The organism is Blastococcus brunescens (genome assembly GCF_035320885.1).
Classification (GTDB): Bacteria; Actinomycetota; Actinomycetes; order Mycobacteriales; family Geodermatophilaceae; genus Blastococcus_B; species Blastococcus_B brunescens.
Map to the genome: position 1 here is coordinate 3,815,294 of NZ_CP141261.1, position 23,511 is coordinate 3,838,804.

General features: G+C 74.4%; 29 protein-coding genes and 5 pseudogenes. 5 read left to right on the forward strand and 29 right to left on the reverse strand.

Annotation, left to right across the window (positions count from 1 at the left end; genetic code table 11):
- Positions 1-170: 170 nt before the first annotated feature.
- The 12 genes and pseudogenes from U6N30_RS25575 to U6N30_RS25635 form a co-directional block, all read right to left on the reverse strand.
- Positions 171-752, reverse strand: a pseudogene (locus U6N30_RS25575) (NADH-quinone oxidoreductase subunit F); the annotation flags it as partial.
- A 105-nt stretch (positions 753-857) separates the two neighbouring features.
- Entirely contained in the window at positions 858-1,871 is a 1,014-nt protein-coding gene (gene nuoE, locus U6N30_RS25580) for an NADH-quinone oxidoreductase subunit NuoE (protein WP_324274478.1), read from the reverse strand.
- Between the two features lie 215 nt (positions 1,872-2,086).
- The gene (locus U6N30_RS25585) at positions 2,087-3,235 is read right to left on the reverse strand and encodes an NADH-quinone oxidoreductase subunit D (RefSeq protein ID WP_324274479.1); all 1,149 of its coding nucleotides are present in this window, start codon (positions 3,233-3,235) and stop codon (positions 2,087-2,089) included.
- Positions 3,208-3,414, reverse strand: a complete 207-nt coding sequence (locus U6N30_RS25590) for a hypothetical protein (protein WP_324274480.1) — start codon at positions 3,412-3,414, stop codon at positions 3,208-3,210. Before U6N30_RS25590 ends, U6N30_RS25585 begins: the two co-directional genes overlap by 28 nt.
- Before the next feature lie 13 nt (positions 3,415-3,427).
- Positions 3,428-4,177, reverse strand: coding sequence for an NADH-quinone oxidoreductase subunit C (locus U6N30_RS25595; RefSeq protein ID WP_324274481.1), 750 nt, complete (start codon positions 4,175-4,177; stop codon positions 3,428-3,430).
- A gap of 76 nt (positions 4,178-4,253) precedes the next feature.
- On the reverse strand, positions 4,254-5,312 hold the full coding sequence (locus U6N30_RS35820) for an NADH-quinone oxidoreductase subunit A (RefSeq protein WP_479690556.1): 1,059 nt from the start codon (positions 5,310-5,312) through the stop codon (positions 4,254-4,256).
- A gap of 87 nt (positions 5,313-5,399) precedes the next feature.
- A complete protein-coding gene (locus U6N30_RS25610) occupies positions 5,400-5,819 on the reverse strand; it encodes an NAD(P)/FAD-dependent oxidoreductase (protein ID WP_324274482.1) in 420 nt (139 codons plus the stop codon).
- Positions 5,750-6,166 carry a geranylgeranyl reductase family protein gene (locus U6N30_RS25615; RefSeq protein ID WP_324274483.1) on the reverse strand — a complete coding sequence of 139 codons (417 nt, stop codon included), beginning with the start codon at positions 6,164-6,166 and terminating at the stop codon, positions 5,750-5,752. Before U6N30_RS25615 ends, U6N30_RS25610 begins: the two co-directional genes overlap by 70 nt.
- Before the next feature lie 336 nt (positions 6,167-6,502).
- On the reverse strand, positions 6,503-6,679 hold the full coding sequence (locus U6N30_RS25620; protein ID WP_324274484.1) for an FAD-dependent oxidoreductase: 177 nt from the start codon (positions 6,677-6,679) through the stop codon (positions 6,503-6,505).
- Between the two features lie 112 nt (positions 6,680-6,791).
- Positions 6,792-7,064, reverse strand: coding sequence for a phosphoribosyltransferase family protein (locus U6N30_RS25625; RefSeq protein ID WP_324274485.1), 273 nt, complete (start codon positions 7,062-7,064; stop codon positions 6,792-6,794).
- A gap of 630 nt (positions 7,065-7,694) precedes the next feature.
- Positions 7,695-9,137 (reverse strand): HNH endonuclease signature motif containing protein, encoded by a 1,443-nt coding sequence (locus tag U6N30_RS25630; protein WP_324274486.1) that lies wholly within the window; start codon positions 9,135-9,137, stop codon positions 7,695-7,697.
- 147 nt (positions 9,138-9,284) lie between these two features.
- The gene (locus U6N30_RS25635; RefSeq protein ID WP_324274487.1) at positions 9,285-10,004 is read right to left on the reverse strand and encodes a demethylmenaquinone methyltransferase; all 720 of its coding nucleotides are present in this window, start codon (positions 10,002-10,004) and stop codon (positions 9,285-9,287) included.
- Between the two features lie 35 nt (positions 10,005-10,039).
- Here U6N30_RS25635 and U6N30_RS25640 point away from each other — a divergent pair, with 35 nt between their 5' ends.
- Positions 10,040-11,305, forward strand: coding sequence for an isochorismate synthase (locus U6N30_RS25640; RefSeq protein ID WP_324274488.1), 1,266 nt, complete (start codon positions 10,040-10,042; stop codon positions 11,303-11,305).
- Here U6N30_RS25640 and U6N30_RS25645 read toward each other — a convergent pair.
- The 5 genes and pseudogenes from U6N30_RS25645 to U6N30_RS25665 form a co-directional block, all read right to left on the reverse strand.
- Complete coding sequence (locus U6N30_RS25645) at positions 11,302-11,436, reverse strand: hypothetical protein (RefSeq protein WP_324274489.1); 135 nt, start codon at positions 11,434-11,436, stop codon at positions 11,302-11,304. The genes U6N30_RS25640 and U6N30_RS25645 overlap by 4 nt on opposite strands.
- Entirely contained in the window at positions 11,433-11,924 is a 492-nt protein-coding gene (locus tag U6N30_RS25650) for a hypothetical protein (protein ID WP_324274490.1), read from the reverse strand. The genes U6N30_RS25645 and U6N30_RS25650 overlap by 4 nt, the downstream gene beginning before the upstream one ends.
- Entirely contained in the window at positions 11,879-12,241 is a 363-nt protein-coding gene (locus U6N30_RS25655) for a hypothetical protein (protein ID WP_324274491.1), read from the reverse strand. Before U6N30_RS25655 ends, U6N30_RS25650 begins: the two co-directional genes overlap by 46 nt.
- Positions 12,238-12,990, reverse strand: coding sequence for a 2-succinyl-5-enolpyruvyl-6-hydroxy-3-cyclohexene-1-carboxylic-acid synthase (gene menD, locus U6N30_RS25660; RefSeq protein WP_324274492.1), 753 nt, complete (start codon positions 12,988-12,990; stop codon positions 12,238-12,240). The genes U6N30_RS25655 and menD overlap by 4 nt, the downstream gene beginning before the upstream one ends.
- Positions 12,987-13,915, reverse strand: a pseudogene (locus U6N30_RS25665) (o-succinylbenzoate synthase). Before U6N30_RS25665 ends, menD begins: the two are co-directional and overlap by 4 nt.
- A gap of 253 nt (positions 13,916-14,168) precedes the next feature.
- Here U6N30_RS25665 and U6N30_RS25670 point away from each other — a divergent pair.
- Together U6N30_RS25670 and menA are read left to right on the forward strand one after the other, a co-directional pair.
- Positions 14,169-15,074 (forward strand): AMP-binding enzyme, encoded by a 906-nt coding sequence (locus U6N30_RS25670; protein ID WP_324274494.1) that lies wholly within the window; start codon positions 14,169-14,171, stop codon positions 15,072-15,074.
- Between the two features lie 261 nt (positions 15,075-15,335).
- The gene (gene menA, locus U6N30_RS25675) at positions 15,336-15,944 is read left to right on the forward strand and encodes a 1,4-dihydroxy-2-naphthoate octaprenyltransferase (protein ID WP_324274495.1); all 609 of its coding nucleotides are present in this window, start codon (positions 15,336-15,338) and stop codon (positions 15,942-15,944) included.
- Positions 15,945-16,054: 110 nt separating this feature from the next.
- Here menA and U6N30_RS25680 read toward each other — a convergent pair whose 3' ends face one another.
- Positions 16,055-16,288: a DUF4229 domain-containing protein gene (locus U6N30_RS25680; protein WP_324278466.1), complete on the reverse strand. Its 234-nt coding sequence runs from the start codon at positions 16,286-16,288 to the stop codon at positions 16,055-16,057.
- Between the two features lie 69 nt (positions 16,289-16,357).
- The gene (locus U6N30_RS25685; RefSeq protein WP_324274496.1) at positions 16,358-16,786 is read right to left on the reverse strand and encodes an Lrp/AsnC family transcriptional regulator; all 429 of its coding nucleotides are present in this window, start codon (positions 16,784-16,786) and stop codon (positions 16,358-16,360) included.
- Positions 16,787-16,904: 118 nt separating this feature from the next.
- On the opposite strand from U6N30_RS25685, the gene U6N30_RS25690 reads away from it, so the two are divergent.
- On the forward strand, positions 16,905-17,174 hold the full coding sequence (locus U6N30_RS25690; protein ID WP_324274497.1) for a hypothetical protein: 270 nt from the start codon (positions 16,905-16,907) through the stop codon (positions 17,172-17,174).
- Here the strand turns inward: U6N30_RS25690 and U6N30_RS25695 are convergent.
- The 10 genes and pseudogenes from U6N30_RS25695 to U6N30_RS25755 form a co-directional block, all read right to left on the reverse strand.
- Positions 17,171-17,344, reverse strand: coding sequence for a hypothetical protein (locus tag U6N30_RS25695; RefSeq protein WP_324274498.1), 174 nt, complete (start codon positions 17,342-17,344; stop codon positions 17,171-17,173). The genes U6N30_RS25690 and U6N30_RS25695 overlap by 4 nt on opposite strands.
- Positions 17,345-17,584: 240 nt before the next feature.
- Complete coding sequence (gene ccsA / locus U6N30_RS25700; protein WP_324278467.1) at positions 17,585-18,049, reverse strand: cytochrome c biogenesis protein CcsA; 465 nt, start codon at positions 18,047-18,049, stop codon at positions 17,585-17,587.
- Positions 18,013-18,330, reverse strand: a pseudogene (locus U6N30_RS25705) (c-type cytochrome biogenesis protein CcsB); the annotation flags it as partial. The pseudogene U6N30_RS25705 and the gene ccsA, both read right to left, overlap by 37 nt.
- A 290-nt stretch (positions 18,331-18,620) precedes the next feature.
- A complete protein-coding gene (locus tag U6N30_RS25710; protein ID WP_324274499.1) occupies positions 18,621-19,421 on the reverse strand; it encodes a cytochrome c biogenesis ResB family protein in 801 nt (266 codons plus the stop codon).
- A pseudogene (locus tag U6N30_RS25720) lies at positions 19,400-20,037 on the reverse strand (cytochrome c biogenesis ResB family protein); the annotation flags it as partial. The gene U6N30_RS25710 and the pseudogene U6N30_RS25720, both read right to left, overlap by 22 nt.
- A gap of 153 nt (positions 20,038-20,190) precedes the next feature.
- Positions 20,191-20,895 carry a cytochrome c biogenesis CcdA family protein gene (locus tag U6N30_RS25725; protein WP_479690557.1) on the reverse strand — a complete coding sequence of 235 codons (705 nt, stop codon included), beginning with the start codon at positions 20,893-20,895 and terminating at the stop codon, positions 20,191-20,193.
- A gap of 57 nt (positions 20,896-20,952) precedes the next feature.
- Positions 20,953-21,525, reverse strand: coding sequence for a TlpA family protein disulfide reductase (locus tag U6N30_RS25735; protein ID WP_324274501.1), 573 nt, complete (start codon positions 21,523-21,525; stop codon positions 20,953-20,955).
- Positions 21,522-22,157: a histidine phosphatase family protein gene (locus tag U6N30_RS25740; protein ID WP_324274502.1), complete on the reverse strand. Its 636-nt coding sequence runs from the start codon at positions 22,155-22,157 to the stop codon at positions 21,522-21,524. Before U6N30_RS25740 ends, U6N30_RS25735 begins: the two co-directional genes overlap by 4 nt.
- Before the next feature lie 208 nt (positions 22,158-22,365).
- Positions 22,366-23,177, reverse strand: a pseudogene (locus U6N30_RS34600) (aminotransferase class III-fold pyridoxal phosphate-dependent enzyme); the annotation flags it as partial.
- A complete protein-coding gene (locus U6N30_RS25755) occupies positions 23,075-23,353 on the reverse strand; it encodes an aminotransferase class III-fold pyridoxal phosphate-dependent enzyme (RefSeq protein ID WP_324278469.1) in 279 nt (92 codons plus the stop codon). The pseudogene U6N30_RS34600 and the gene U6N30_RS25755, both read right to left, overlap by 103 nt.
- Here U6N30_RS25755 and U6N30_RS25760 point away from each other — a divergent pair.
- Positions 23,279-23,488 carry a hypothetical protein gene (locus U6N30_RS25760; RefSeq protein WP_324278615.1) on the forward strand — a complete coding sequence of 70 codons (210 nt, stop codon included), beginning with the start codon at positions 23,279-23,281 and terminating at the stop codon, positions 23,486-23,488. The genes U6N30_RS25755 and U6N30_RS25760 overlap by 75 nt on opposite strands.
- Positions 23,489-23,511: the final 23 nt, after the last annotated feature.

Genomic DNA, 23,511 nt, shown 5'->3' on the forward strand with positions numbered 1-23,511 from the left:
GAGTCGGTCTCGTCGAACACCATCAGCGCGGTCGTGCCGAGCATCGAGCCGGCGGCCGCCACCGAGTCGAAGTCCAGCGGGACGTCGAGGTGCTCGGCGGTGAAGTACGGCGTCGACGAGCCGCCCGGCGTCCAGAACTTCAGCTCGTGGCCCGGGCGGATGCCACCTGCCATCTCCAGCAGCTCGCGCAACGTCGTCCCCATGGGGGCCTCGTACTGGCCGGGCCGCACCACCCGGCCGGAGAGCGAGTAGATCTTCGGGCCGGGTGACTTCTCCGGGCCGAACGCCTTGAACCAGTCGGCGCCGCCGCGGACGACGAAGGGCACGCTGGCCAGCGTCTCGACGTTGTTGATGACCGTGGGCGCGCCGTACAGGCCCGCGACCGCCGGGAACGGCGGCTTCAGGCGCGGCTGGCCGCGGTAGCCCTCGAGCGAGTCCAGCAGCGCGGTCTCCTCGCCGCAGATGTAGGCGCCAGCACCGGCGTGGACGACCAGTTCCAGGTCGAAGCCGGAGCCGAGGACGTCGGTGCCGAGGTAGCCGGCCGCGTAGGCCTCCTCGACGGCGGCCAGCAGCCGGCGGTGGGCGTGCACGGCCTCGCCCCGGACGTAGATGACGGCGAAGTGCGACCGGATCGCGTAGGCCGAGATGATCACGCCCTCGATGAGCGAGTGCGGGTCGACCATCATCAGCGGGAGGTCCTTGCAGGTCCCCGGCTCGCCCTCGTCGGCGTTGACCACCAGGTACTTCGGCATGGCGGCCGGACCGGAGGGGCCTCCCCGGCTTGGGCTGCGGGATGAAGCTCCACTTCATGCCGGTCGGGAAGCCGGCGCCGCCGCGGCCGCGCAGGCCGGAGTCCTTCACCATCGTGACCAGCTCGTCGGGGTCCATCGATAGCGCGGTGCGCAGCGCGGCGTAGCCCTCCATCGACTCGTAGGTCGACAGGCGCCACGGCTGGTCGGCGCCCCAGCGGGTGGTGAGCACAGGGGTGAGAGGCATGGCTCAGGCCTTCCCGGGACCCTGGCCGGTGGTGCCCGGCTCGGATCCCGCAGGGGTGTCGGTGCCTTCACGGCCGTCGGGGAGCCGCCGTCCGGCGGGCTCGGGGGCATCCGGGTGAGAGCCGGCGGCGCCGGCCTTCTCCGCCGGGGTGTCGGCGGCGGCGACGCGCGCGTCGGCCGCCTCCTCGCCGGGGGTCTCGCCCGTCCGCCCGGAGGGCCGGACGGTCTCCCGGGGCTCGCCGGCGTCGGGGTCTCCTCCGGGGTCAGCCGCGGCATCTCGGGGGCCGCCTCGCCGCGGTCCTCCGCGAGCCGGAGACCCACGAGGGTCGGCCCCCACTCACCCGGCGCGTCGACGGCGGCCCGCGCGGCGGCGTCGTCGCCGTGCTGCGAGAACCCCGCCAGCTGGCGCGAGATCCCCTTGAAGTCCGTCAGCGGAGCGCCGCGGGTCGGCAGCGGCTTCTCGCCGCGGCGCAGCGCGGCGACCAGCTCGCGGGCGCTGTCGACGTCCTGCTGGTCGTAGAACTCGTAGTCGACGGTGACGACCGGCGCGTAGTCGCAGGCGGCCAGGCACTCGGCGTGCTCGAGGGTGATCGTGCCGTCGACGGCGGTCTCGTCGTGGTGCACGCCGAGGTCGGCCGACAGCGCGTCCATGATCCGCTGGCCGCCGAGGACGGAGCAGAGCGTGTTGGTGCAGACGCTGACCAGGTGGCGACCGGTGGGGCGGCGCTTGTACATCGTGTAGAACGTCGCGACCGCACCCACCTCGGCCTTGGTGAGACGGAGCTCCTCGGCGCAGAAGGTGACGCCCTCGGGCGAGACGTAGCCCTGCACCGACTGCACCAGGTGCAGCATCGGCAGCAGCGCCGACCGGGCCACCGGGTAACGGGCGATGATCTCGCGCGCCTCGGGCGGGTCTGCTCGGTCAACGGCGGCAGGTCCAGCGGCGCGGGCTGGACCGGCCTGTCGTCGAGTCCCGTCGTCGCCGCGGCCTCCGGGCTTCCTGGAAGTGCACTCATCAGCGATCCACTCCTGTCCCTGGGTCGTCTCCGCGGCCGCTCCGCTCCTCGCTCGTTCCTCGCTGCGATGCTCACTCACCTGTCGACTCCTCCCATCACGGGGTCGATCGATGCGATGGCCGCGATGACGTCGGCGATCATGCCGCCCTCGCTCATCGCCGCCGTGGCCTGCAGGTTCACGAAGCTGGGGTCGCGCACGTGGACGCGCCACGGCCGGGTGCTGCCGTCGCTGACCACGTGGTAGCCGAGCTCGCCGCGGGGCGACTCGATCGGCACGTAGACCTGACCGGCCGGCACCCGGAAGCCCTCGGTGACCAGCTTGAAGTGGTGGATCAGCGCCTCCATCGACTGACCCATGATGTGCCGCACGTGGTCGAGGGAGTTGCCCATGCCGTCGGCGCCGAGCGAGAGCTGCGCCGGCCAGGCGATCTTCCGGTCCTCGACCATGACCGGGCCGGGCTCGAGGCGGTCCAGCGCCTGCGCGATGAGCCGCAACGACTCGTTCACCTCGGCCATGCGGACCAGGTACCGGCCCCAGGCGTCGGAGGTGTCCGCTGTCGGCACCTCGAAGTCGTAGGTCTCGTAGCCGAGGTAGGGCTCGACCTTGCGCAGGTCCCAGGCGAGACCCGTCGCCCGCAGCACGGGCCCGGTGATGCCGAGCGCCACGCAGCCGGTGAGGTCGAGGTAGCCGGCGTCCTTGAGCCGGTTCTGCCAGATCGGCTGGCCGGTGAGCAGCCGGTGGAAGTCCGCGACCCGCTTCGGGAAGACCTTCAGGAACTCGCGGATGCTCTCGACCGAGCCCTCGGGGAGGTCCTGCGCCAGGCCGCCGGGGCGGATGTAGGCGTGGTTCATCCGCAGCCCGGTGATCTCCTCGAGCAGGTCGAGGACCATCTCCCGCTCGCGGAAGCCGTTGGTCATGCCGGTGAGCGCGCCCATCTCCATGCCGAACGTGGCCAGCGCCACCAGGTGCGAGGCGATCCGGTTCAGCTCCATCACCAGCACGCGGATCGTCTGGGCCCGCTGCGGCACCTCGACGCCGAGGAGCTTCTCGACGGCCATGCAGTAGCCGGCCTCGTTGAACAGCGGGGCCAGGTAGTCCATCCGCGTGACGAAGGTCGTGCCCTGCGTCCAGTTGCGGTACTCGGTGTTCTTCTCGATGCCGGTGTGCAGGTAGCCGATGACCACCCGCGCCTTGGTCACCGTCTCGCCCTCGAGGTCGAGCACCAGCCGCAGGACGCCGTGGGTGGAGGGTGCTGCGGACCCATGTTGACGACGAGGCGCTCCTCGCCGTGCGGGTCGGCGAAGGTGAGGTCCCAGTCGCCGCCGGTGACCGTGTAGACGCGGCCCTCGGTGGTCTCGCGCGAGCCGGCGTACGGGTCGGCCTCGTTGTAGGTGGTGCTCATCGGTAGGCCCCTCTCACCGGTAGGCCCGGCGCGTGTCCGGCGGCGGGATCGTGGCGTCGTGGTACTCCACCGGGATCCCGCCGAGCGGGTAGTCCTTGCGCTGCGGGTGCCCGTCCCAGTCGTCGGGCATCAGGATCCGGGTCAGCGCCGGGTGGCCGTCGAAGACGATCCCGAACATGTCCCAGGTCTCGCGCTCGTGCCAGTCCGCCGTGGGGTAGATCCCGGTCACCGACGGCACGTGCGCGTCCTCGGCGGTGACGGCCACCTCGAGCCGGATGCGTCGGCGGTACGTCATCGAGGTCAGGTGGTAGACCACGTGCAGCCGCGGCCGGCCGGGGTCGACGGCAGGGCCACCGCTGTCGAGGTAGTCGACGCCGGAGACGCTGCTGCACAGCTCGAAGCGCAGCGCCTCGTCGTCCCGCAACGCCTGGACCAGCGTCAGCAGGTGCTCGCGCGCGACGAAGTAGGTGATCTCGCCGCGGTCGACCAGCACCCGGGAGACGGCAGCGGCGTAGGTGGCCTCGCCGACGGCCTCGATCAGCGCGTCGGTGACCTCGTCGAACCAGCCGCCGTAGGGCCGGTCCGTGGAGTGCAGCGCCACCGCGCCGCCGGGCTCGACGCGGACCAGGCCGCCGAAGCCGGAGGTGTCACCGCTGCCGGTGACCCCGAACGAGCCCTTCCGGAAGCCGCCGCTGGGCGCCGTGGCCGCGTCGTACCCGGCCTCCTCGCGACCGGGGACGACCTCGCCGCCGTCGTTGCTCACGATGTCCTCCGCTCGGCTCCGGGCTCGTTCCGCTCCCCGGTCGCCGGCGCTCCCCGCGATGCTCGCTCACCTGTCGTCATCGCCGGCCTCCCGTCCCGGGCCAGGGAACCGCGTTGCCGTCCCGCTGCTCGATGAGGAACTGGCCGGTGCGGCCCTCCGCCGCGGCCTCCTCGTAGGCCCGCCGCGCCTTCTTGTCCACCCGCACGGTGGAGGGCATCTCGACGTGCAGGTCCTTCGCCGTCCCGTCCTCGCGGGCGCGTTCGAGGGCGCGCTCGCGCTTGGCACCCAGCGGCTCGTGCTGGATCTTGTGGTGCAGCTTGAGGATCGCGTCCATGAGCATCTCGGGCCGCGGCGGGCAGCCAGGCAGGTACATGTCCACCGGCACGATGTGGTCCACGCCCTGGACGATCGCGTAGTTGTTGAACATGCCGCCGGAGCTGGCGCAGACCCCCATCGCGAGCACCCAGCGCGGCTCGGGCATCTGGTCGTAGATCTGGCGCAGGACCGGGGCCATCTTCTGGCTCACCCGCCCCGCCACGATCATCAGGTCCGCCTGCCGCGGGGACGCGCGGAAGACCTCCATGCCGAACCGGGCCAGGTCGTAGCGGCCGGCGCCCGAGGCCATCATCTCGATCGCGCAGCAGGCCAGCCCGAACGTGGCCGGCCACAGCGACGACTTGCGCGTCCAGTTGACCAGCTTCTCGACGCTGGTCAGCAGCACGCCGCTGGGCAGCTTCTCCTCGAGTCCCATGACTAGATCGCCCGTCCCATGCTCAGTCCCATTCCAGCCCCCGCGCCGCCACTCGTAGGCGAAGGCGAGGAAGACGGTGCCGATGAAGACGACCATCGCGACCAGGCCCCACACCCCGAGAGCGTCGTTCGCGACGGCCCAGGGGTAGAGGAAGACGATCTCGATGTCGAAGACGATGAAGAGCATCGCCGTCAGGTAGTACTTGACCGGGAACCGGCCGCCGGTGAGCGGCTGGTCGACCGGCTCGATCCCGCACTCGTAGGCGTCGAGCTTGGCCCGGTTGAAGCGGCGCGGACCGATGAACGGCGCGGCGGTGACCGAGAACAGCGCGAACGCCGCGGCCAGGCCGAAGAGGCCGACGATCGGGACGTAGTTCGAGAGCATCAGCGGCACCCTACGGTGGGGACGATCACGTTCCGGTCAGGCGCGGAACGCGTACGGAGCGTGTCGAGACCCGGGTAACTGCGCATGTCAGACCGCCGGCGCCAGGCGGGTGAGGGCGGCGATGGCGCGGTCGGTCCGGTCCCCGTCCCAGCCGTCGCCGAGGTTGCCCATGAGCCGCAGCGCGGCGTTCACGAGCGCGGGCCGCTTCAGGCCGTGCGCCGTCGCGAACCGGACGACGTCGGGGCGGCTGAGCAGGGCGAGGAAGCCGATGCCGAGGCGGTGGTGGCGCCCGTAGGCCGCCCGCAGCCGGTCGGGGTAGCGGCGCAGCGCCGTCTCCCGCGCGAGGCCCTCCGGACGGGCGAGGGCGTCGACCACCGTCTCGGCCGCCATGCGCCCGGTCTCCAGGGCGTAGCTGATGCCCTCACCGTTGAAGGGGTTCACCGTTCCGGCGGCGTCACCGGCCAGCAGCAGGCCGCGGGTGTAGGCCGGCTGCCGGTGCAGCGCCATGGGCAGCCCTGCCCCCGCAGCGGACTCACCGCGTGCTCCTCACCGAGCCGGTCCTCCGCCGGGAACGTGTCCAGCCACCGGCGCAGGACCTCGCGGTGGTCCCCGCCGTCGGACCGCCGGGTGTCGAGCAGGCCGAAGCCGACGTTGGCGGTGCCGTCGCCCATGCCGAAGATCCAGCCGTAGCCCGGCATGGAGGCTGCGGTCGGCCCCTCGGGGGCGAGGTCGAAGGAGATGTCCAGGTAGTCGTCGGCGGCGCGAGGGCTGGCGACGTAGCGGCGGACGGCCACGCCGAGCGGCCGGTCCTCGCGGCGGGCCAGACCGAGAGCCTTGGCCAGGCGTCCGGACACCCCTCCGCGGAGACGACGAGCGGAGCGCGGACCTCCCCGGCACCTTGTCGGCCCCAGCGGTGAAACGGACACCGGCGACCCGCCCCGCCTCGTCGAACAGGGGATCGGTGACGGTGACCTCGGTGTGCAGGCGCGCGCCCGCGGCCCGGGCGTGCGCGGCGAGCCGGGCGTCGAGCTCGCTGCGCCGGCAGACCAGGCTGTAGGCCGGCCACGTGCTCAGCTGCGGCCAGTCGACCTCGACGACCTGCTCGCCGCCGGTCACCCGCAGGCCCTTGTGCCGCACCCAGCCGGAAGTGTCGAGGCGCAGGTCGTCGAGCGCCTTCACCCCGCGCGGGGTCAGGCCGTCGCCGCACACCTTCTCACGGGGAAGGCCGCCTTCTCCAGGACGACGACGTCGAGCCCGGCCTGCGCCAGCCACCACGCGGCGCTCGAACCGGCCGGGCCCGCGCCGACCACGACCACGTCGGCGCCCGCGTCCGCGCCGAGTGGTGCTGCGGTCGTCGTGCCGGGCACGCGGCGCCTCCTCCGAATCCACAGACCTTGTGAATTGGTTCACAAAGTCGCTCGTTCCGAGTCTAGGCCCGGGTGTGAGGTACCTGACAGCGGCCCCCGCCGGTGCGCTCGGTCACACCGGGTGCAGTGCTCCGCGGACCTCCGCGTCCGTGGTCTGGCCGAAGTCGCCGTAGGCCTGCCCGACGGCTCGGAACGCAGCCGGCGCGACCAGGCAGAGCACCTCGTCGACCAGCGGTTCGAGGACGGCGAGGGCGCGCGGGGAGCCCACGGGAACGGCGACGGTGACCGACGCCGGCCCTCCGGCGCGGACGGCGACGACGGCCGCGTGCATGGTGGCGCCCGTGGCCAGCCCGTCGTCGACGAGGACGACGGTCCGGCCCGCCACCGGAACGGGGGCCGACCCTCGCGGTAGGCCGCCTCGCGGCGGCGCAGCTCCACCAGCTCCCGCCGCCCGACCTCCTCGAACACGGCGGGCTCCACGCCGGCGGCTGCGAGGACGGAGTCCACCCGCACGGTCTCGACGGCGTCCCCGACGGCCGCGATCGCGCCCATGGCCAGCTCGGGCTGCCCGGGCAGCCCCAACTTCCGGACGACGAGGACGTCCAGGGGGCGCACAGGGCCGCGGCCACCTCGGCCGCGACGACCACGCCTCCCCGTGGGAGACCGAGCACGAGCGGATCGGTCGGTTCCCGTCGGGCGAGGTGTTCCCCAGTGTCCGCCCGGCAGCCCGGCGGTCCGCGAAGCGCCGGCCGTCCACGACGAGCCTCTAGAGCGGCTCGGGCGTCGGTGCCGGCGGCGGCGCCGTCGGATCCGTGGGATCCGGCGTCGGGTACGGGGCCGGTACGGGTGGCGGGATCGGGTCCGTCGGGGACGGCGAGGGACCCGGCGGCTGCGGCGCGGGCGGCGGGGTCGTCATGGGCCGACGCTAGAACCGGCGGGGCACGACGGGAACCCCGATCGACCCCGATCGACCCGGGGCAGCGGAGGCTAGTCGACGGTGGCCGGCCGTCGGTGGTCAGAACGGCGGCTGTTCCACCGGCGGGGGTGGTGGCGCGGGCAAGGCCCATTGCTCCATGCCGTCGCGAAGACCCGGTGGCCGGGTGGTGCGGGTGATCCCGCTCGGCGTGGTGACCCGCAAGGTCCCGTCGGGCAACAGCTCGAAGCGCCAGTTCCGGGCGAAGGTCTTCAGCCGGTGGTGGCCGCGGCACAGGCAGCAGAGGTTCTCGCAACCGGTGCGCCCGCCGCAGTCGTAGGCGACCACGTGGTCGGCATCGGTCAGCCCGGCGGGCCGCGAGCAGCCCGGATGCCGGCAGGTCCGGTCGCGCAGCCTCAGGAACCGGTCCTGCGCGGCGGACGGCCGGTACCCGTCGACCGCGGCCGGCGCGGTGAGCACGGGACAGCGGCAGGTCGCGTCCCGTCCGTGCGCCGGGCAGCCACGGGCGGCGAGCCGCGCCAGCTCGCCGGCGGTCACACAGGCGAGCAGGGCGCCGCGCTCGTCGGTCAGGGCGACCTCGAGGCTGCCACCCCGGGGTGCCCGGACCCCGAGGGCATCGAGTTCGGCGAGCAGCTCGCGCAGGTGCCCGGCTGTGATCGGGGTGCCGTCGACGGTGGGGCCGAGGTTTCCGCCGACGGTGCCGACGCCTCCCGGGTGCAGGGCGGCCAGTGGAGCCAGCACGGTGACGTGCCCGGTGAAGCCCGGGCCCGGACCGCCGCCCGGACGCAGCACCATCGCCGCGTGGGCCTCGGCCCGGAGAACGCCGATGGGCCGGTCATCGCCGGTGGTCCTGGCCAGTTGCGCGGCCTGGTCGATCGTCGACCACATCGCCGCCGCGAGAGCCGAGGGCAGCTCGGTGGACAGGGCGGACATCCCGTCACCGGTGGGCCGGGTGCGCACGTCTGCCCGCCGCTCGGCCTCGATGCGGCGCCGTTCGGCGAACTCCTCGTCCGCCGCCATGGCCGCCGCGATCAACCGGCGCCGCAGCCGACCCGACGACAGGCCTGCCGCTACGGGGAGGAGCGCCGGCACGACCTCCTCGACCACCTCGTCGGAGGCGCTGCCGAGCACGTCGGCGAACACCCGCGCCCGGAACCAGTCGAGGTCGCCGGCTGCGCAGGCCTCGTGCACGGCAGGCATCCGCTCGGTCAGCACCCAGGCGTCGGTCAGCAGATCCGCGGCGAACGGGCGGGAGCAGTTGAGCACGAGAGCCAGCTCGTCCGGCAGGAACTCGCTCGTCCCGGGCACCGGCGACCCCGCACCGCGCCGTCGCGCACCGGGATGGCCCGGGGCGGGTCGTCGGTGTCGGGCCGGTCGGCGGCCAGGGCCACCATCAGCTCGGCCTCGTAGGCGGCCTCCATCGCCTTCCGGGCCTGGAGCCGCTGCAGCTCCTCGGCCTTCTCCTCGGCGGACAGCGCGCTCGCAGGCAGCCGCGGCACCGCCGGCGGCCGCGCCAGCAGCCACCCGATCAGCGCACCCTCCACGGGGCTGCGACGGAGCTCGGCGGTGGGCACGGATCGAACATACGTACGGGGTACGACAGTTCTGGGAGTCCCGGCCTACAGGGCCGGGCCGGGCGGGGCTGCCGGGAGCAAGGCCGGGAGGAGATCGTCAGACGCGGCGGGCGCGGTGGAGCGCGACGATCCCGCCGGTGAGGTCGTGCCAGGCGACCTCACCCCAGCCGGCCTCCTGCACCCGGCGGGCGAGGGCCGCCTGGTCGGGCCACGCGCGGATCGATTCGGCGAGGTAGACGTAGGCCTCGGGGTTGCTCGAGACCGCGCGGGCGATCCGCGGCAGGGCCTTCATCAGGTACTCGGTGTAGACGGTGCGGAACGGTGCCCAGGTCGGCGAGGAGAACTCGCAGATCACGAGCGTGCCGCCGGGCCGCGTCACCCGTCGGAACTCGCGCAGCGCGGCGTCGGGATCGGCCACGTTGCGCAGGCCGAAGGAGATGACGACGCCGTCGACGCTCTCGTCGGCCAGGGGCAGCGCCATCGCGTCGCCGGCGACCTTGGGCACCGGCCGCGCGGCACCGGCGCGCAGCATGCCCTGGGAGAAGTCACACGCGATCGCGGTGACCCCGCCCGCGGCCAGCTCCACCGTGGAGACCGCCGTCCCGGCCGCGACGTCGAGCACGGTCTGGCCGGGGCGTGCCCCCAGCGCCTCCCGGGTGGCCCGCCGCCAGGAGGCGTCGAGCCCCGCGGAGAGCACGGTGTTGGTGATGTCGTAGCGCTTCGCGACCCGGTCGAACATCGCCGCGACGTCGGCCGGCTGCTTGTCCAGTCCGGCCCGCAGGCCGGCGGTGTGTGCGCTGTCTCGCCGGTCTCCCACGGCACCGACGCTACCGGGCCTCCTACTCTGGACACGTGACAGCGGCTGCCCTGACCTCGTCGGAGGCCGCTGCGCGCACCGTGACGACCGTCCGCACCGGGGCCGCCGGTGGGCTGCTCGACCGGCTCCCCGCCGACGGCGCGCTGTCCTGGGTCCGCCGTGGCGAGGGCCTGGTCGGCTGGGGCGAGGCGGCGCGGCTCGAGGTCTCGGGGCCCCGCGCGCTCGAGGAGGCCGCCGCCTGGTGGTCGGACTTCACCGGCGGTCTCGACACCGACGACGAGCTCGGCGTCGCCGGCTCCGGACCGGTCCTCTTCGCGAGCATCGCGTTCGACCCCCGCGCCGGGACGTCGGTCTTCGTCGTCCCCGATGTCGTCCTGGGCCGGCGTGACGGCGTGGCCTGGCTGACGACGGTCGGCGACGTCGACCCGCGCGACGTCCTCCTCCCCGCCCAGTCCGACGACGGCCCCGCACCCCGTCTGCGGTACGCCGACGGCGCCCTCGACCCGGCCACCTGGTGCGCCGCGGTCGCCGAGGCGGTGACCCGGATCGACGCCGGTGAGCTGGAGAAGGTGGTGCTCGCCCGCGACCTGCTCGTCTCCGCCGACGTCCCCCTCGACCCGCGGCGGCTGCTGCGCCGGCTCGCGGCCCGCTTCCCGGACTGCTGGACGTTCGCCGTCGACGGCCTGCTCGGCGCGACCCCGGAACTCCTCCTGCGCCGCACCGGGCGGCAGCTCTCCGCCCGGGTGCTGGCCGGTACCGCGCCGCGCGGGGCGGGTGCCGACGACGAGCGGCTGGCCGCGGCGCTCATCGGCTCGGCCAAGGACCGGTCCGAGCACGCCCTCGCCGTGGACTCGCTGGTGCGCGCCCTCGAGCCGTTCTGCGCGACGCTGGATGCTCCCGAGGAGCCCGACCTGCTCACCCTCGCCAACGTCCGGCACCTGGCCAGCGACGTGACCGGCACGCAGCGCCGCACCGGGGCCAGGAGCCGGGCGGGGCTGCTCGAGCTCGTCGGCGCGGTGCACCCCACGGCCGCCGTGTGCGGCACCCCGACGCCGGGCGCCGCGGCCGTGATCGCCGAGCTCGAGGGCATGGACCGCGGCCGCTACGCCGGTCCGGTCGGCTGGCTCGATGCCCGGGGCGACGGCGAGTTCGGGCTGGCCCTGCGCTGCGCGGAGCTGGTCGGTGACGACAGCGCCCGGCTGTTCGCCGGCTGCGGCATCGTCGCCGGGTCCGACCCGTCCGCCGAGCTCGCCGAGACCCAGTCGAAGTTCGCCGCCTTCCAGGCCGCGCTCGAGGGTTAGCGCAGGGCGGCGGCCGCCGCTGCGCGCAGCTCGAACGCCAGGGCCGCCTCGGCACGCTGGTCGGTGCGGACGACGACGACGCGCGGTCCGCCGAGCGCCAGGACGCCGGGCAGCTCGTCCGTCGACGTCAACCGGCTCGCGCGCCAGCCGAGCGCCTCCGCGACCGCGACCAGGTTCCGCCCGTGCGGGGTGCCGAACACCCGCCGGTAGTCGCGGGCGTGCCGGTCCTCCCCGGCTCCAGCTGGGCGAAGATGCCGCCGCCGTCGTTGTCGGGCACGACGACCGTGAGATCCGGCGCCGGTTCGCCGTCGCCGATCAGCAGCCCGGTCAGGTCGTGCAGGAACGTCAGGTCGCCCATCAGCGCGAAGGCCGCGCCACCGTGCACCGTCGCCGCACCGGTCGCCGTCGAGATCGTGCCGTCGATGCCGGCCACACCGCGGTTGGCGAGCACGGTGAGGTCGCCGCGCGGCACGGCGAGCCGGTCGACGTCCCGCACGGGCGTCGAGGAACCGAGCACCAGCAGCGCCCCGGACGGCAGCGCCGCCACGACGTCGCGGGCGAGCCTGGCGGCGGTCAGGGCCGGCGAGGCGTCGAGGGCGGCGTCGACGGCGGCGCCCACCCGATCAGCGGCGACGGCCCACTCCCGGGCCCACGAGCCGTCGATGGTCCCGCCCTCCCCGGTCCGCCGTCGAACCCCAGGCCGACCGCGGAACTGGAACGGACGGCGTCCGGCCACCGCGGACCGGCCGTCGTGGTCTCCACCTGCACCCGCGGGTCGGCGAGCAGCGCCGAGACCGGCCGGGACAGGGTCGGCCGGCCGACGACGACGACCCGGTCGGGGCGGTGGGCGTCGAGCCACTCCGGCGCGCCCAGCAGCAGCGCGCCGCCGCGCAGTCCTGCCCCTCCCCAGACCCCGCTCGACGGCTCGGCGATCACCGGCCAGCCGGCGGATGCGGCGTGCCCCCGGCGATCCGACCCCGGAACGGCGGGCCGTCACCGAGCACGACGAGCGTCCGCTGCCGCCGGCCCGTCCCGCCGGAGGTGGCCGGCGACCAGGACTGCGCGACCGTCCACGGCGCTCCGTCCGGCCGCCCGGCCCAGGCACCGGTGAGCTCGTCGTCCTCGTCGTCGGGCAGCAGCGGCTCGCGGAACGCCAGGTTCAGGTGCACCGGACCGGCGTCGGCCGACAGCGCGCCGGTCGCGGTGAGCAGCGCCTTCGCGACCAGCGACCGCCAGTACCGGTTCTGCGCCGCCTCCCGGCCCGCCTCCGGGACCCCGACGTCGGCGGCCCACCGGACGGCCCCGCCGTAGAGACCGGCCTGCTCGATCGTCTGGTTGGCACCGGTCGCCCGCAGCTCCGGCGGGCGGTCGGCGGTGAGCGCCAGGAGCGGTACACCGCTCGCGTCGGCCTCCAGGACGGCCGCGTGCAGGTGGGCCGCGGCGGTACCCGAGGTCGTGAGCACGGGCACCGGCCGGCCGGAGGCCTTGCCCAGGCCGAGCGCCAGGAACGCCGCCGTCCGTTCGTCGATGCGCACGTGCAGCCGCAGCCGGCCGTCGCGTTCCGCGGCCGCGAGCGCCAGGGCCACCGGCGCCGAACGGGAGCCCGGCGCCAGGACGGCGTCGGTGACACCGCCCCGCACCAGCTCGTCGACCAGCACGCGGGCGAAGGCGGTGGCCGGGTTCACGCGGCGGTCACCGCCTCGAGCCGCGCCCGCCAGCGGGCGTCGGTGTCCGGGTCGGCCGCGACGGCGGCCAGCCGGTCCGGCTCGGGACGCACGACCGGCAGTTCGCCGCCGACCGGCAGCAGAGGGGACGACGTGACGTCGTCGGTGAACAGCGCGACGGTGGCCAGCCCGCAGGCGAACGGCAGCTCCGGCAGCGCGGCCGCCAGCGCGACCCCGGCGGCGATGCCGACCGAGCTCTCCAGCGCCGACGACACCACGCACGGCAGGCCGTGTGCCTCGGCCACGCGCAGGGCCGCCCGGACCCCACCCAGCGGCTGCACCTTGAGGACGACGACGTCGCAGGCCTCGCGCAGGTCGACGCGCAGCGGATCGGCGGAGCGGCGGACCACCTCGTCCGCGGCGATGCGCACGTCGATCCGCCGGCGCAGCGCGATCAGCTCCTCGAGCGTGGCGCACGGCTGCTCGACGTACTCCAGTCCCACCCGGCGGTCCAGCCCGGCGATGCGGCTGACCGCGGTGTCGACGTCCCAGGCGGCGTTCGCGTCGACGCGGATCGCGCCGGCCGGACCCAGGGCGTCCCGGACCGCCTCGACGCGGGCCAGCTCGTCGGCCTCCGACTGCCCCGGCTCGGCCACCTTCACCTTGGCCGTGCCGCAGCCCGACGCGACCACGATCGCGTGCGCGCGGTCGGCGTCGACCGCCGGCACGGTGACGTTCACGGGCACCGAGGAGCGCACCGACGCCGGCCAGCCCTCGACGGCCGCCTCCACCGCCGCGGCCCACCACCGCCGGCTCTCGGCGACGTCGTAGTCCCAGAAAGGGAGAACTCGCCCCAGCCCGCGGGCCCCTGCACGAGCAGCCCGTCGCGGACGTCGATGCCGCGGAAGCGGGCACGCAGCGGCACCCGGTACACGGCGGTGATCACGGGAGGAGCGTAGTTCGGGCGCGGACGTAGGCTGTTCCCTCGTGTCCAGGCACCTCGCCCTCGTGCCTGCGGCCGACCTCTCCCCGGCCGACGTGCGCGCCGCGCTCGACGGCACCACCCCGCTCGCCGTCCTGCCGGACGGTCCTCCCGCGGTCGTCGCGGCCGCCCGTGCCGCGCTCCGGCCGGAGGAGCCGCTGGAGACCGGCGCCGACGTCGTCGTCGTCACCTCGGGATCGACCGGGACCGGCCGGGGGTGCTGCTGCCGGCCGATGCCGTGCTCGCCTCCGCGACTGCGACCTCCGAGCGGCTGGGCGGCCCCGGCAGCTGGCTGCTCACGCTCCCGGCGTCGGCGATCGCGGGGCTGCAGGTGCTCTGCCGCAGCGTGCTGGCGGGCATCCCTCCCACCCTGCTGGGAAAGAGTGAGCCGCTCACCGCCGCCGTGCGCCGCATGCCGGCCGGACGCCGGTACACCTCGCTGGTGCCCACCCAGCTGCGCCGCCACCTCGACGAGGAACCCGACGCGCTGCGCTCGTTCGACGCGATCCTCGTCGGTGGGGCGGCCACCGACCCGGCCCTGCTCGACCGGGCGCGCGCGGAGGGCATCGCCGTCGTGACCACCTACGGGATGACCGAGACGGCCGGCGGCTGCGTGTACGACGGGCAGCCGCTGGACGGCGTCCGCGTCCGGGTGACCGGTGGGGGCATCGAGCTGGCCGGACCGACCCTCGCGCTGGGGTACCGGCTGGACCCCGCCGGCACGGAGACCGCCTTCGCCGGCGGCTGGTTCCGCACCCGCGACGCCGGAGCGCTCGACGCGGACGGCCGGCTGACCGTGGTCGGACGGCTCGACGACGTGGTGATCTCCGGCGGGGTCAACGTCGCCCCGGCCTCGGTGGAGGCGGCGCTGCGCGAGCACCCGTCCGTGGTGGACGCGGTCGTCTTCGGCCGGCCCGATCCCACCTGGGGGCAGCGCGTCGTCGCCGCCGTCGTCCCGGCGGCCGGGGCCACGCCCGACCTGCCGACGCTGCGTGCGTGGGTCTCCGCCCGCCTCGGCGGCCCGGCGGCGCCCCGGCAGTTGCAGGTCGTCGACGCCCTGCCGCTCCTGCACACCGGCAAGCCCGACCGCCGCGCGGTCGCGGCGCTGACCCCGGAGGTCTGATGGCCACCCCCGCCCAGTGGTTGGCCGGCGCCCGGCCGCGGACCCTCCCGGCCGCGCTGGCCCCCGTGCTCGTGGGCAGCGGGGTGGCCGCCGCCCTCGACGGTTTCGACCTGGGCCCCGCACTGCTCGCCCTGCTGGTCGCCCTGTCGCTGCAGGTGGCGGTCAACTACGCCAACGACTACTCCGACGGCGTGCGCGGTACCGACGCCGACCGCGTGGGCCCGATGCGGCTCGTCGGCTCGGGGCGGCGGCCCCCGCCAGGTGCTGGTCGCCACCGCCCTCGCGTTCGGCGTCGCCGCCGTGGCCGGGCTGGCGCTCGCGGCGCTGTCGAGCTGGTGGCTGGTCGCCGTCGGCGCCGTGTGCATCGTCGCGGCCTGGACCTACACCGGCGGGCCGGTGCCCTACGGCTACCGCGCGCTGGGTGAGGTCTTCGTGTTCGTGTTCTTCGGTCCGGTCGCCGTCGTGGGCACCACGTACGTGCAGACCGGCACGCTGCCCGGCCTGGCCTTCGCGATGTCGGTGCCGGTGGGCCTGCTGATCGTGGCCATCCTGGTGGTCAACAACCTCCGCGACATCGACGGGGACGCGGCCGTCGGCAAGCGCACGCTGGCAGTCCTCCTCGGCGGACGGGCCACGCAGCTGACCTTCGCCGGTCTGTACGTCGTCGTCTTCGCGGTGATCGTCGTCGTCGGCATCGAACGGCCGTGGGCGTTGCTCGGGCTGCTCGCCGCGCCCCTGGCCCTCACCCCCGTCCGCATCGTGCTCTCCGGCGGCCGTGGCCAGGCGCTGATCGCGGCACTGCAGGGCGCGGGGCAGGTCACCCTCGCCACGGGCGTGCTGCTGGGCGCGGGGCTCGCGCTCAGCGGCTGAGCGCGGGGGAGGCGCCCGCCGGCCACTCCGCCGGTCCCGGCAGCGGCAGGGTGCGCGGATGCGCAGTTCTCCAGCCGCGAACTGGGCATCCGCGCCCACTGTCGGCGTGGTCAGTCCGTGCTGCCGCTGAGCCGCGTGCGCAGGTCCTCCTTGGCCGCCCGGCGCATGGTGCTGCGCGCCACGAGACCCTCGTTCAGCCGCTCCCGCGAGGGGCGCAGGAGGAAGTAGGACGCCGGCATCGACAGCAGCAGGCCGAAGAGCAGGCCCGTCCAGAAGTCGAGACCCACCATCCAGAGGATCAGCACCAGCGCAGCGGCGATGGCCAGCCGGCCGACGGTGTACACCAGCAACCAGGGCAGGATCTTCGGTGGCGTCGCCGGGCCCCGGCGGGGCCGGACGGAACGGAGCTGCTGTCAGGCATGGCGGCCTTCCCACTTGGTCGAGAGCACGACGGTCGTGCGGGTGCGGGCCACACCCCTGATCCGGTTCAACGCGTCGATGGTGGCCTCGAGTGCCGGGATGTCGGTCACGCGGACCTTGAGCACGTAGCCCTCGCTGCCGGCCACCCGCCAGCAGTCCTCGATGCCGGGGACCTCACGCATGGCCGCCTCGACGCCCGTGTCGTCGACCATGTCGCTCTCGATGACGCTGACCAGTGCGGTGACGTCCAGGCCCACGGATCCGGGGTCCACGACGGCCCGGTAGCCGGTGATGACGCCCGCGGTCTCCAGCTTGCCCACGCGTTCGTGGACCGCTGGGGAGGACAGCCCGACCTGCCGGGCGAGCTCGGCGTAGCTGGCGCGGCCGCTGGCGCGCAGCAGGTCGATCAGCTGCTGGTCCACGGCGTCGATGGTGGCTCTCCGTCCCGGGTTCGGCCCTGCTGACGACGTTCGTCCGGCACCGAGTATCGCCGCGGACGTACGCTGGGTGCCGACGAGGGGTTCAACCGTGGTGTTCCTGGTGGTGCTCGTGATCGCAGTGGCGGTCGTCGTGCTGGTGATGCGGGCGGCTGGTGCCCCCGGACGGCCGGGCGGAGGGGTCTGCGCGCGCCCCGTGCGCCACGTGGCCCGCGTCCGCAGCGGCCGCCCCGGCCGCTCGCACCGGACGACGACCCGGAGTTCCTGCGCGAGCTCGATCGCCGCACCCGACGGGACGACGGCTCCCCGCGTAGTGCCCCTGCGGCCCTGGCCGGAGCGCCGCCGCGAGCGTGCGGGCGGGTCCTCCTCCTAGGCCACCCGGCTCAGCCCGAACAACCGTCGCCAGGCGCGGCGGACCACGGGCGCGGCGTCGGCCGACGGCGCGGCAGGCCCGGTGAGGTCACCCGGCCAGCCCACCCGGCCGCCCTCGGGCGCCGGGTCGCCGGGCCAGCCGACGGGACCCTCCGCGGCCGCGTGGTGCACGGCCCCTCGGGCCGGTGTGCGAGGGCGTCGGCGACGATCGGGTCCTCCGACGCTCCGTCCGGCGCTGCATGCTTACCCACGGTGACTCCCATGTGACTTCGACCAGCGGTCGTTCTCGAGGCATGGAAGCACGAGAGCGCAGGATCAGAGAAGATCTCCGTGCTCCCCGCCCTGCGCACGCTGACCGCCGGATCCCGGACGGGGCCCGTTCGCGATCACCCAGCGTGACCGCGAGAGCGCTCAGTTCACGCCGGCATAGCTGTGCAGGCCGGTGGACACCATGTTCACGAACGTCAGGTTGAAGATCATGACGCCGAGGCCCACGACGTTCACCCACGCCGCGGGCTTCCCGCGCCAGCCCGCGGTCGTGCGGGCGTGCAGGTAGGCGGCGTAGACGACCCAGGCGATGAAGGCCCAGGTCTCCTTGGGGTCCCAGCCCCAGAACCGGCCCCACGCCGCCTCGGCCCAGATGGCGCCGGCGATGACCGTGAAGGTCCAGATCGGGAAGCCGAAGACGGCGGTGCGGTGGGCGACGCGGTCCAGCGCGGCCGCTCCGGGCAGCCGGGCGAGCAGGCCCCCGGGCTCCTCCCCGCGGCGACCCGCTCCTCGTGCCGGGTCCGCACCAGGTAGATCACGCTGGCGATGCCGCTGACGAAGAAGACGCCGAAGCCGATGACGGCCGTGCTGACGTGGATGGCCAGCCAGTACGACCGCAGGGCAGCGACCAGCGGGCCGGCCTCGGCGTACAGGAACAGCCCGATCAGCACCATCGACAGCACGACGGGGGCCAGGACGAACAACCCGATGTGCCGCAGGCCCGGCGCCCGCACGGCGAAGACCAGGTAGGCGACGACGGCCACGAAGACGGTGGCCGTGGAGAACTCGTACATGTTGCCCCACGGCAACCGGTCGGTGGCCAGCCCCCGCGCGAGCAGCACCCCGCCGTGGGCCACGGCCCCGAGCGCCACCAGGACCATGGCGATCATGCCCCAGCGCCGTCCGCGGCCGTCCTCCACGGGCGCCGAGACCTCGGCCGGCACCTCCGGGGCCGCACCGCCGGCAGAGACCAGCTCCCGGGTCCGCGTCGCCCGGCGACCGAAGGCCAGCTGCGCGCTGAACGCGACGACGGCCAGCGAGTACAGGGCGATGCTGATCGAGAAGAGGTTGTCCGACAGCGAGGCCAGCTCGTCAGGAGACACGCGGGGGTCCTCCGGTCCGTGGTGAGGTGAGCGAGGTGCGGGTGAGCGCGCGACGAGTGCGTCGGTCAAGTCGTCGGTCAGAGCGGCGAACCGGGGAGCGTTCTCACCGCTCCCCGGGTGATCGAGGCCAGCGTGAGCACGGTACCGCCGCCGCCCGACGCCGCGGCGGCTCGGACGAACACGCGCTCGCGGCGCAGCAGCAGCATGCCCAGCAGGCCGGTGAGCAGGGCGATCGACGAGCCCAGCACCCACAGCTGACCGGGATCGTGGGAGTACTGGAAGGCGGCGAACTGCCGGAAGCCGGTGAAGGCGATGGTCGTGCCGTCGGGCAGCGTCATCGACTCGCCCACCGAGAGGTTCGCCGACCCCACCTCGGTGAGGCTGCCCCGGTCGATCTGCGAGGAGTCCAGCGAGTACACCGACTGCGGGACGCCGGAGTCCAGCCCCAGGTATCCCTGGTACGCCACGAGCGCCACCTGCGGCGCGAGCGGACGCGGGTCCACCGACGTGAGGACGCCACCCTGCACCAGGCCCGTGGGGGCGAAGAACCCCTCCACCGCGAGCTGGTCCTCGCCGTCGGCGCCCAGGTCGGGGACCTTGAGCGCGCCCTGGCTGGCCATCGTCGCCTGGTCCGACGGCAGGAACGGTACGGAGACGTCGTCCAGCGAGGTGCCGTCGGGCCGCGTGACGGTGAACGTGGGGCTGAAGCCGTGCCCGGTGGTGTAGACGCGGTCGCCGTCGAGGCGCAGCGGGTCGTTGACCCCGATGGTCGTCGTCCGCGGCTCCTCCCTGGGCCGCCGTACCCGATGTCGGCCGTGAAGGAGGCCGCGGTGAGGTTGTCCTCGTACTCGGCCCGGAAGTCCTCGAGGTCGACGCACAGCGGGCTGAGGTCGCCGCTGCCGACCAGCGGTCCCGCCGAGTACGTGTCGTACTGCTGGAAGGAGTTGCAGAACCCCTGGCCCTCGGTCACCAGGATGCTGCCCTCGTAGCCCCACAGCTTGCCGCCGGCGAGGCCGAGCAGCAGCGCCACCAGCGAGAGGTGGAACAGCAGGTTGCCGGTCTCCTTGAGGTACCCCTTCTCGGCCGACAGCTCCCCTGCCGGCGGACGACGCGGAAGCGGCGGACCCGCAGCTCCTCCTCGACGACGTCGAGCGCCTGCTCGGTGGGCAGGGTGGTGGGCAGCTCACCGGCGTCGGGCAGCCGCAGGAGGTTGCGCGGTGCGGCCGGCGGCGCCGCCCGCATCGCGCGGTAGTGCTCGAGCCCGCGTGGGAGGACGCAGCCGATCAGCGAGACGAACAGCAGCAGGTAGACGGCCGCGAACCAGGGCGAGCTGAAGACGTCGAACAGAAACAGGTCGTCGAGCACGGGCGCGAGCGTCGGGTGGTCGACGAAGTACTGGTTGACGGCGTTCTGCGACAACGACCGCTGCGGCAGCAACGACCCGGGCACGGCGGCGAGCGCGAGGAGGAACAGCAGCACGATCGCCGTCCGCATCGCGGTGAGCCGCCGCCACCACCGCAGGAGCAGGCCCGCCCCCGTCGCGGGGCCGACGGCGACGGCGCGGCCGGGGGCCGGGGTGGGGCGATCGTGCTCACAGGGCCGTCTCCGCGAACCCGGTGGCGGCCAGCCAGGAGCGCAGCCACCCCATCATCTCGGTCCACGCGCCGGTGAGCAGGAGCAGCCCGACGAGCACCAGCACCGCGCCCCCGAACCGGGTGACCGAGCGGGCGTGCCTGCGCAGGAACGACGTGGCCCCGACCGCCCACCGTGCGCCCAGCGCGACGAGCACGAACGGCACCCCGAGCCCGATGCAGTAGGCCACGCTGAGCAGCGCGCCGCGGGTCGCCGTCGCCTCGGAGAACGCCAGTGAGTAGACCGCCGACAGGGTCGGCCCCAGGCAGGGGTCCAGCCGAGGCCGAACACGATGCCGAGCAGCGGCGCCCCGGCGAGGCCGGCCACCGGGCGGGCGGTGATCCGCCTGGTCCCCTGGAGCACGGGCAGCCAGCCCAGGAAGGCCAGGCCGACGACGATCGTGATGACGCCGAACACCCGGTTGAGCAGGTCGGCGTGCTCGAGCATCAGCCGGCCCAGCCCGCCGAACGCGGCTCCGAAGGCGACGAACACCGCGGTGAAACCCAGCACGAAGAGCGAGGCGCCGAGCACCATGCGGGCGCGCGGTGGGACGTCGGTCCGCACCGCCGTCGCCGTCGCCGTCGCCGTCCCGCCCGATCCGGACGGAGCGGCCGGCGCCGCGCCGGACCCGACCAGCCCGGTGACGTAGGAGAGGTAGCCGGGCACCAGCGGGAGCACGCAGGGCGAGGCGAAGCTGATCAGCCCCACGAGCGCGGCCACGGCGGCGGCGACGAGCAGCGGCCCGTCGGTGACGAGCCCGGCGAAGGTCTCCCCACGTCAGGCCTCCCCGAGCACCAGGTCGAGCACGCGACGGAGATCGTCCTGCGAGATCTCCCCGGTGTAGACGGCGGCGACGCGGTCCTCCCGGTCGAGGACGATGGTGGAGGGGATGGCGTTCGCCGGGTAGTCCCTGAACGCCAGCGCCACCTCCCCGCGCGGGTCGTGGAGCGAGGGGAACTCGATGCCGAACCGGTCGACGAAGTTCAGGGCGAACTGCTCGTCGGTCTCCTTCACGTTGAGGCCCAGGAACTGCACCCCGTCGTCCCGGACGTCGGCGTAGACCTCCTGGAACTGCGGCGTCTCCACCCGGCAGGGCGGGCACCAGGAGCCCCAGAAGTTGAGGACGGCCACGTCGCCGGAGAGCTCCGCGGAGGAGAACTCGCCGCCGCCGAGCAGGGTGCCGGAGAACTCCGGCGCGCTGGCCCGTTCGTCGGGCGGGATGACCTCGCCCGACGGCGTCGCCTCCACGAAGCGGAACTCGCCGCCGGAGTTGACGTCGACCGCGTCGGACCCGGACGTGCACCCGGCGAGCAGGACGGCGGCGGCCATGCCGGCGAGGAGGCGCCTCATGCGCCGGGCACCGCGTCGGGCGGCGTCGCCCCGGCCGGCTCGGCGTAGGACACCCCGTCGAGCCGGTCACCGTCATAGGTGAGGGAGGTGACGCTGGCCAGGCTGCACTCCCGGCGGCGCGGGTCGTGGGCGAACCGGCGTCCCTCCACGTGCAGCCGCACCGTCCAGATCGGCAGCTGGTGGCTGACGAGCACGGCGTGGTGACCGCGCGCCTCGTCCCGGGCTGCCTCCACCGCGGCGATCATGCGGGCGGCGATCTCGACGTAGGGCTCGCCCCACGACGGACGCATGGGGTTGCGCAGCTTCCACCAGTGCCGGGGCGCCCGCCAGACGCCGTTGCCCCCTTCGACGGTCTGGCCCTCGAACGCGTTGCCGGCCTCGATGATCCGCTCGTCCACGTGGATCTCGAGGCCGCGGGCGTCGGCCAGGGGCTGCGCGGTCTGCCGGGTGCGCTCCATGGGGCTGCACACCAGGTGGACGACGTCCTTGTCCGCGAACCAGTCCGCGGCCTGCTTCGCCATCTCCACGCCTGCGTCGGAGAGCCGGTAGCCCGGGAGCCGGCCGTAGAGCACCTTGGCGGGGTTGTGCACCTCGCCGTGCCGCAGGAGGTGGACGACGGTCGTGTCGCTCATGTGGACCTCTCGCTCGGCAGCTCACCGCTGCGGTGCGTGCCGACCTCGGCCGCCGCACGCGCGGCCGCTGGAAGGGCCTCGAGCACCCGGTCGAGGGCCTCACCCGACAGCGCCGCGTTGACGAACCACGCCTCGAAGGCCGACGGGGCAGGTAGACCCCGCGGGCCAGCAGCGCGTGGAAGAACGCGGTGTACCGGGCGACGTCCTGGGTCCTCGCGTCGTCGTAGTCGCGAACCTGGCGCTCGTCGGGCACGAAGAAGATCGAGAACATGCTGCCCGCCTGCTGCACGCGGTGCGGCACCCCGGCCGAGAACAGCGCGGCGCTGGCGGCACCGCGCAGGACGGCCGCAACCTCGTCGCAGTGGGCGTAGACCTCGTCCGTGCAGTGCCGCAGCGTGGTCAGACCGGCGGCGACGGCCACCGGGTTCCCGGACAGCGTCCCGGCCTGGTAGACCGGCCCGATCGGCGCCAGCTGGTCCATGAGGTCCGCGCGGCCGCCGAAGGCCGCGGCCGGCAGCCCGCCGCCCATGACCTTCCCGAAGGTGAACAGGTCGGCATCGACCGGGTCCAGGCCGTACCAGCCCGAGCGCGAGACGCGGAAGCCGGTCATGACCTCGTCGAGGACGAGCAGCGCGCCGTGCGCCGCGGTGATCCGGCGCAGCTCGGCGTTGAAGCCGTCCAGCGGGGGACGACGCCCATGTTGCCCGCGGCGGCCTCGCTGATCACGCAGGCGATCTCGCTGCCCCGCTCGGTGAACACGGCCTCGACCGCGGCGACGTCGTTGTAGGGCAGGACGACGGTGTCCGCGGCCGCGCCGGTGGTGACGCCGGGGGTGTCGGGGAGGCCCAGGGTCGCGACGCCGGAGCCGGCCGAGGCCAGCAGCGCGTCGACGTGGCCGTGGTAGTTGCCGGCGAACTTCACGACCAGCGGCCGGCCCGTGGCACCCCGCGCCAGGCGGATCGCCGAGAGCACGGCCTCGGTGCCGGAGTTGACCAGCCGGACCTTCTCCACCGGCGCCACCCGGTCGCGGATCTCCTCGGCCAGGTCGAGCTCGCCCTCGGTCGGGGCGCCGAAGGACAGCCCCTCCGCGCCGCGGCGGCGACGGCCTCGACGACGGCAGGGTGCGCGTGCCCCAGCAGCAGCGGACCCCAGGAGCTGACCAGGTCGACGTAGCGGCGCCCGTCGGCGTCGGTGATCCAGGGGCCGGCCCCTCGACCATGAACCGGGGCGTGCCGCCCACGGCCTGGAAGGCGCGGACCGGGCTGTTCACCCCGCCCGGGATGATCTGCCGTCCGCGGGCGAAGAGACCGGCCGAGACCGGGGCCTCGTAGGGATGGGCGGGGCTGTCCAGCGA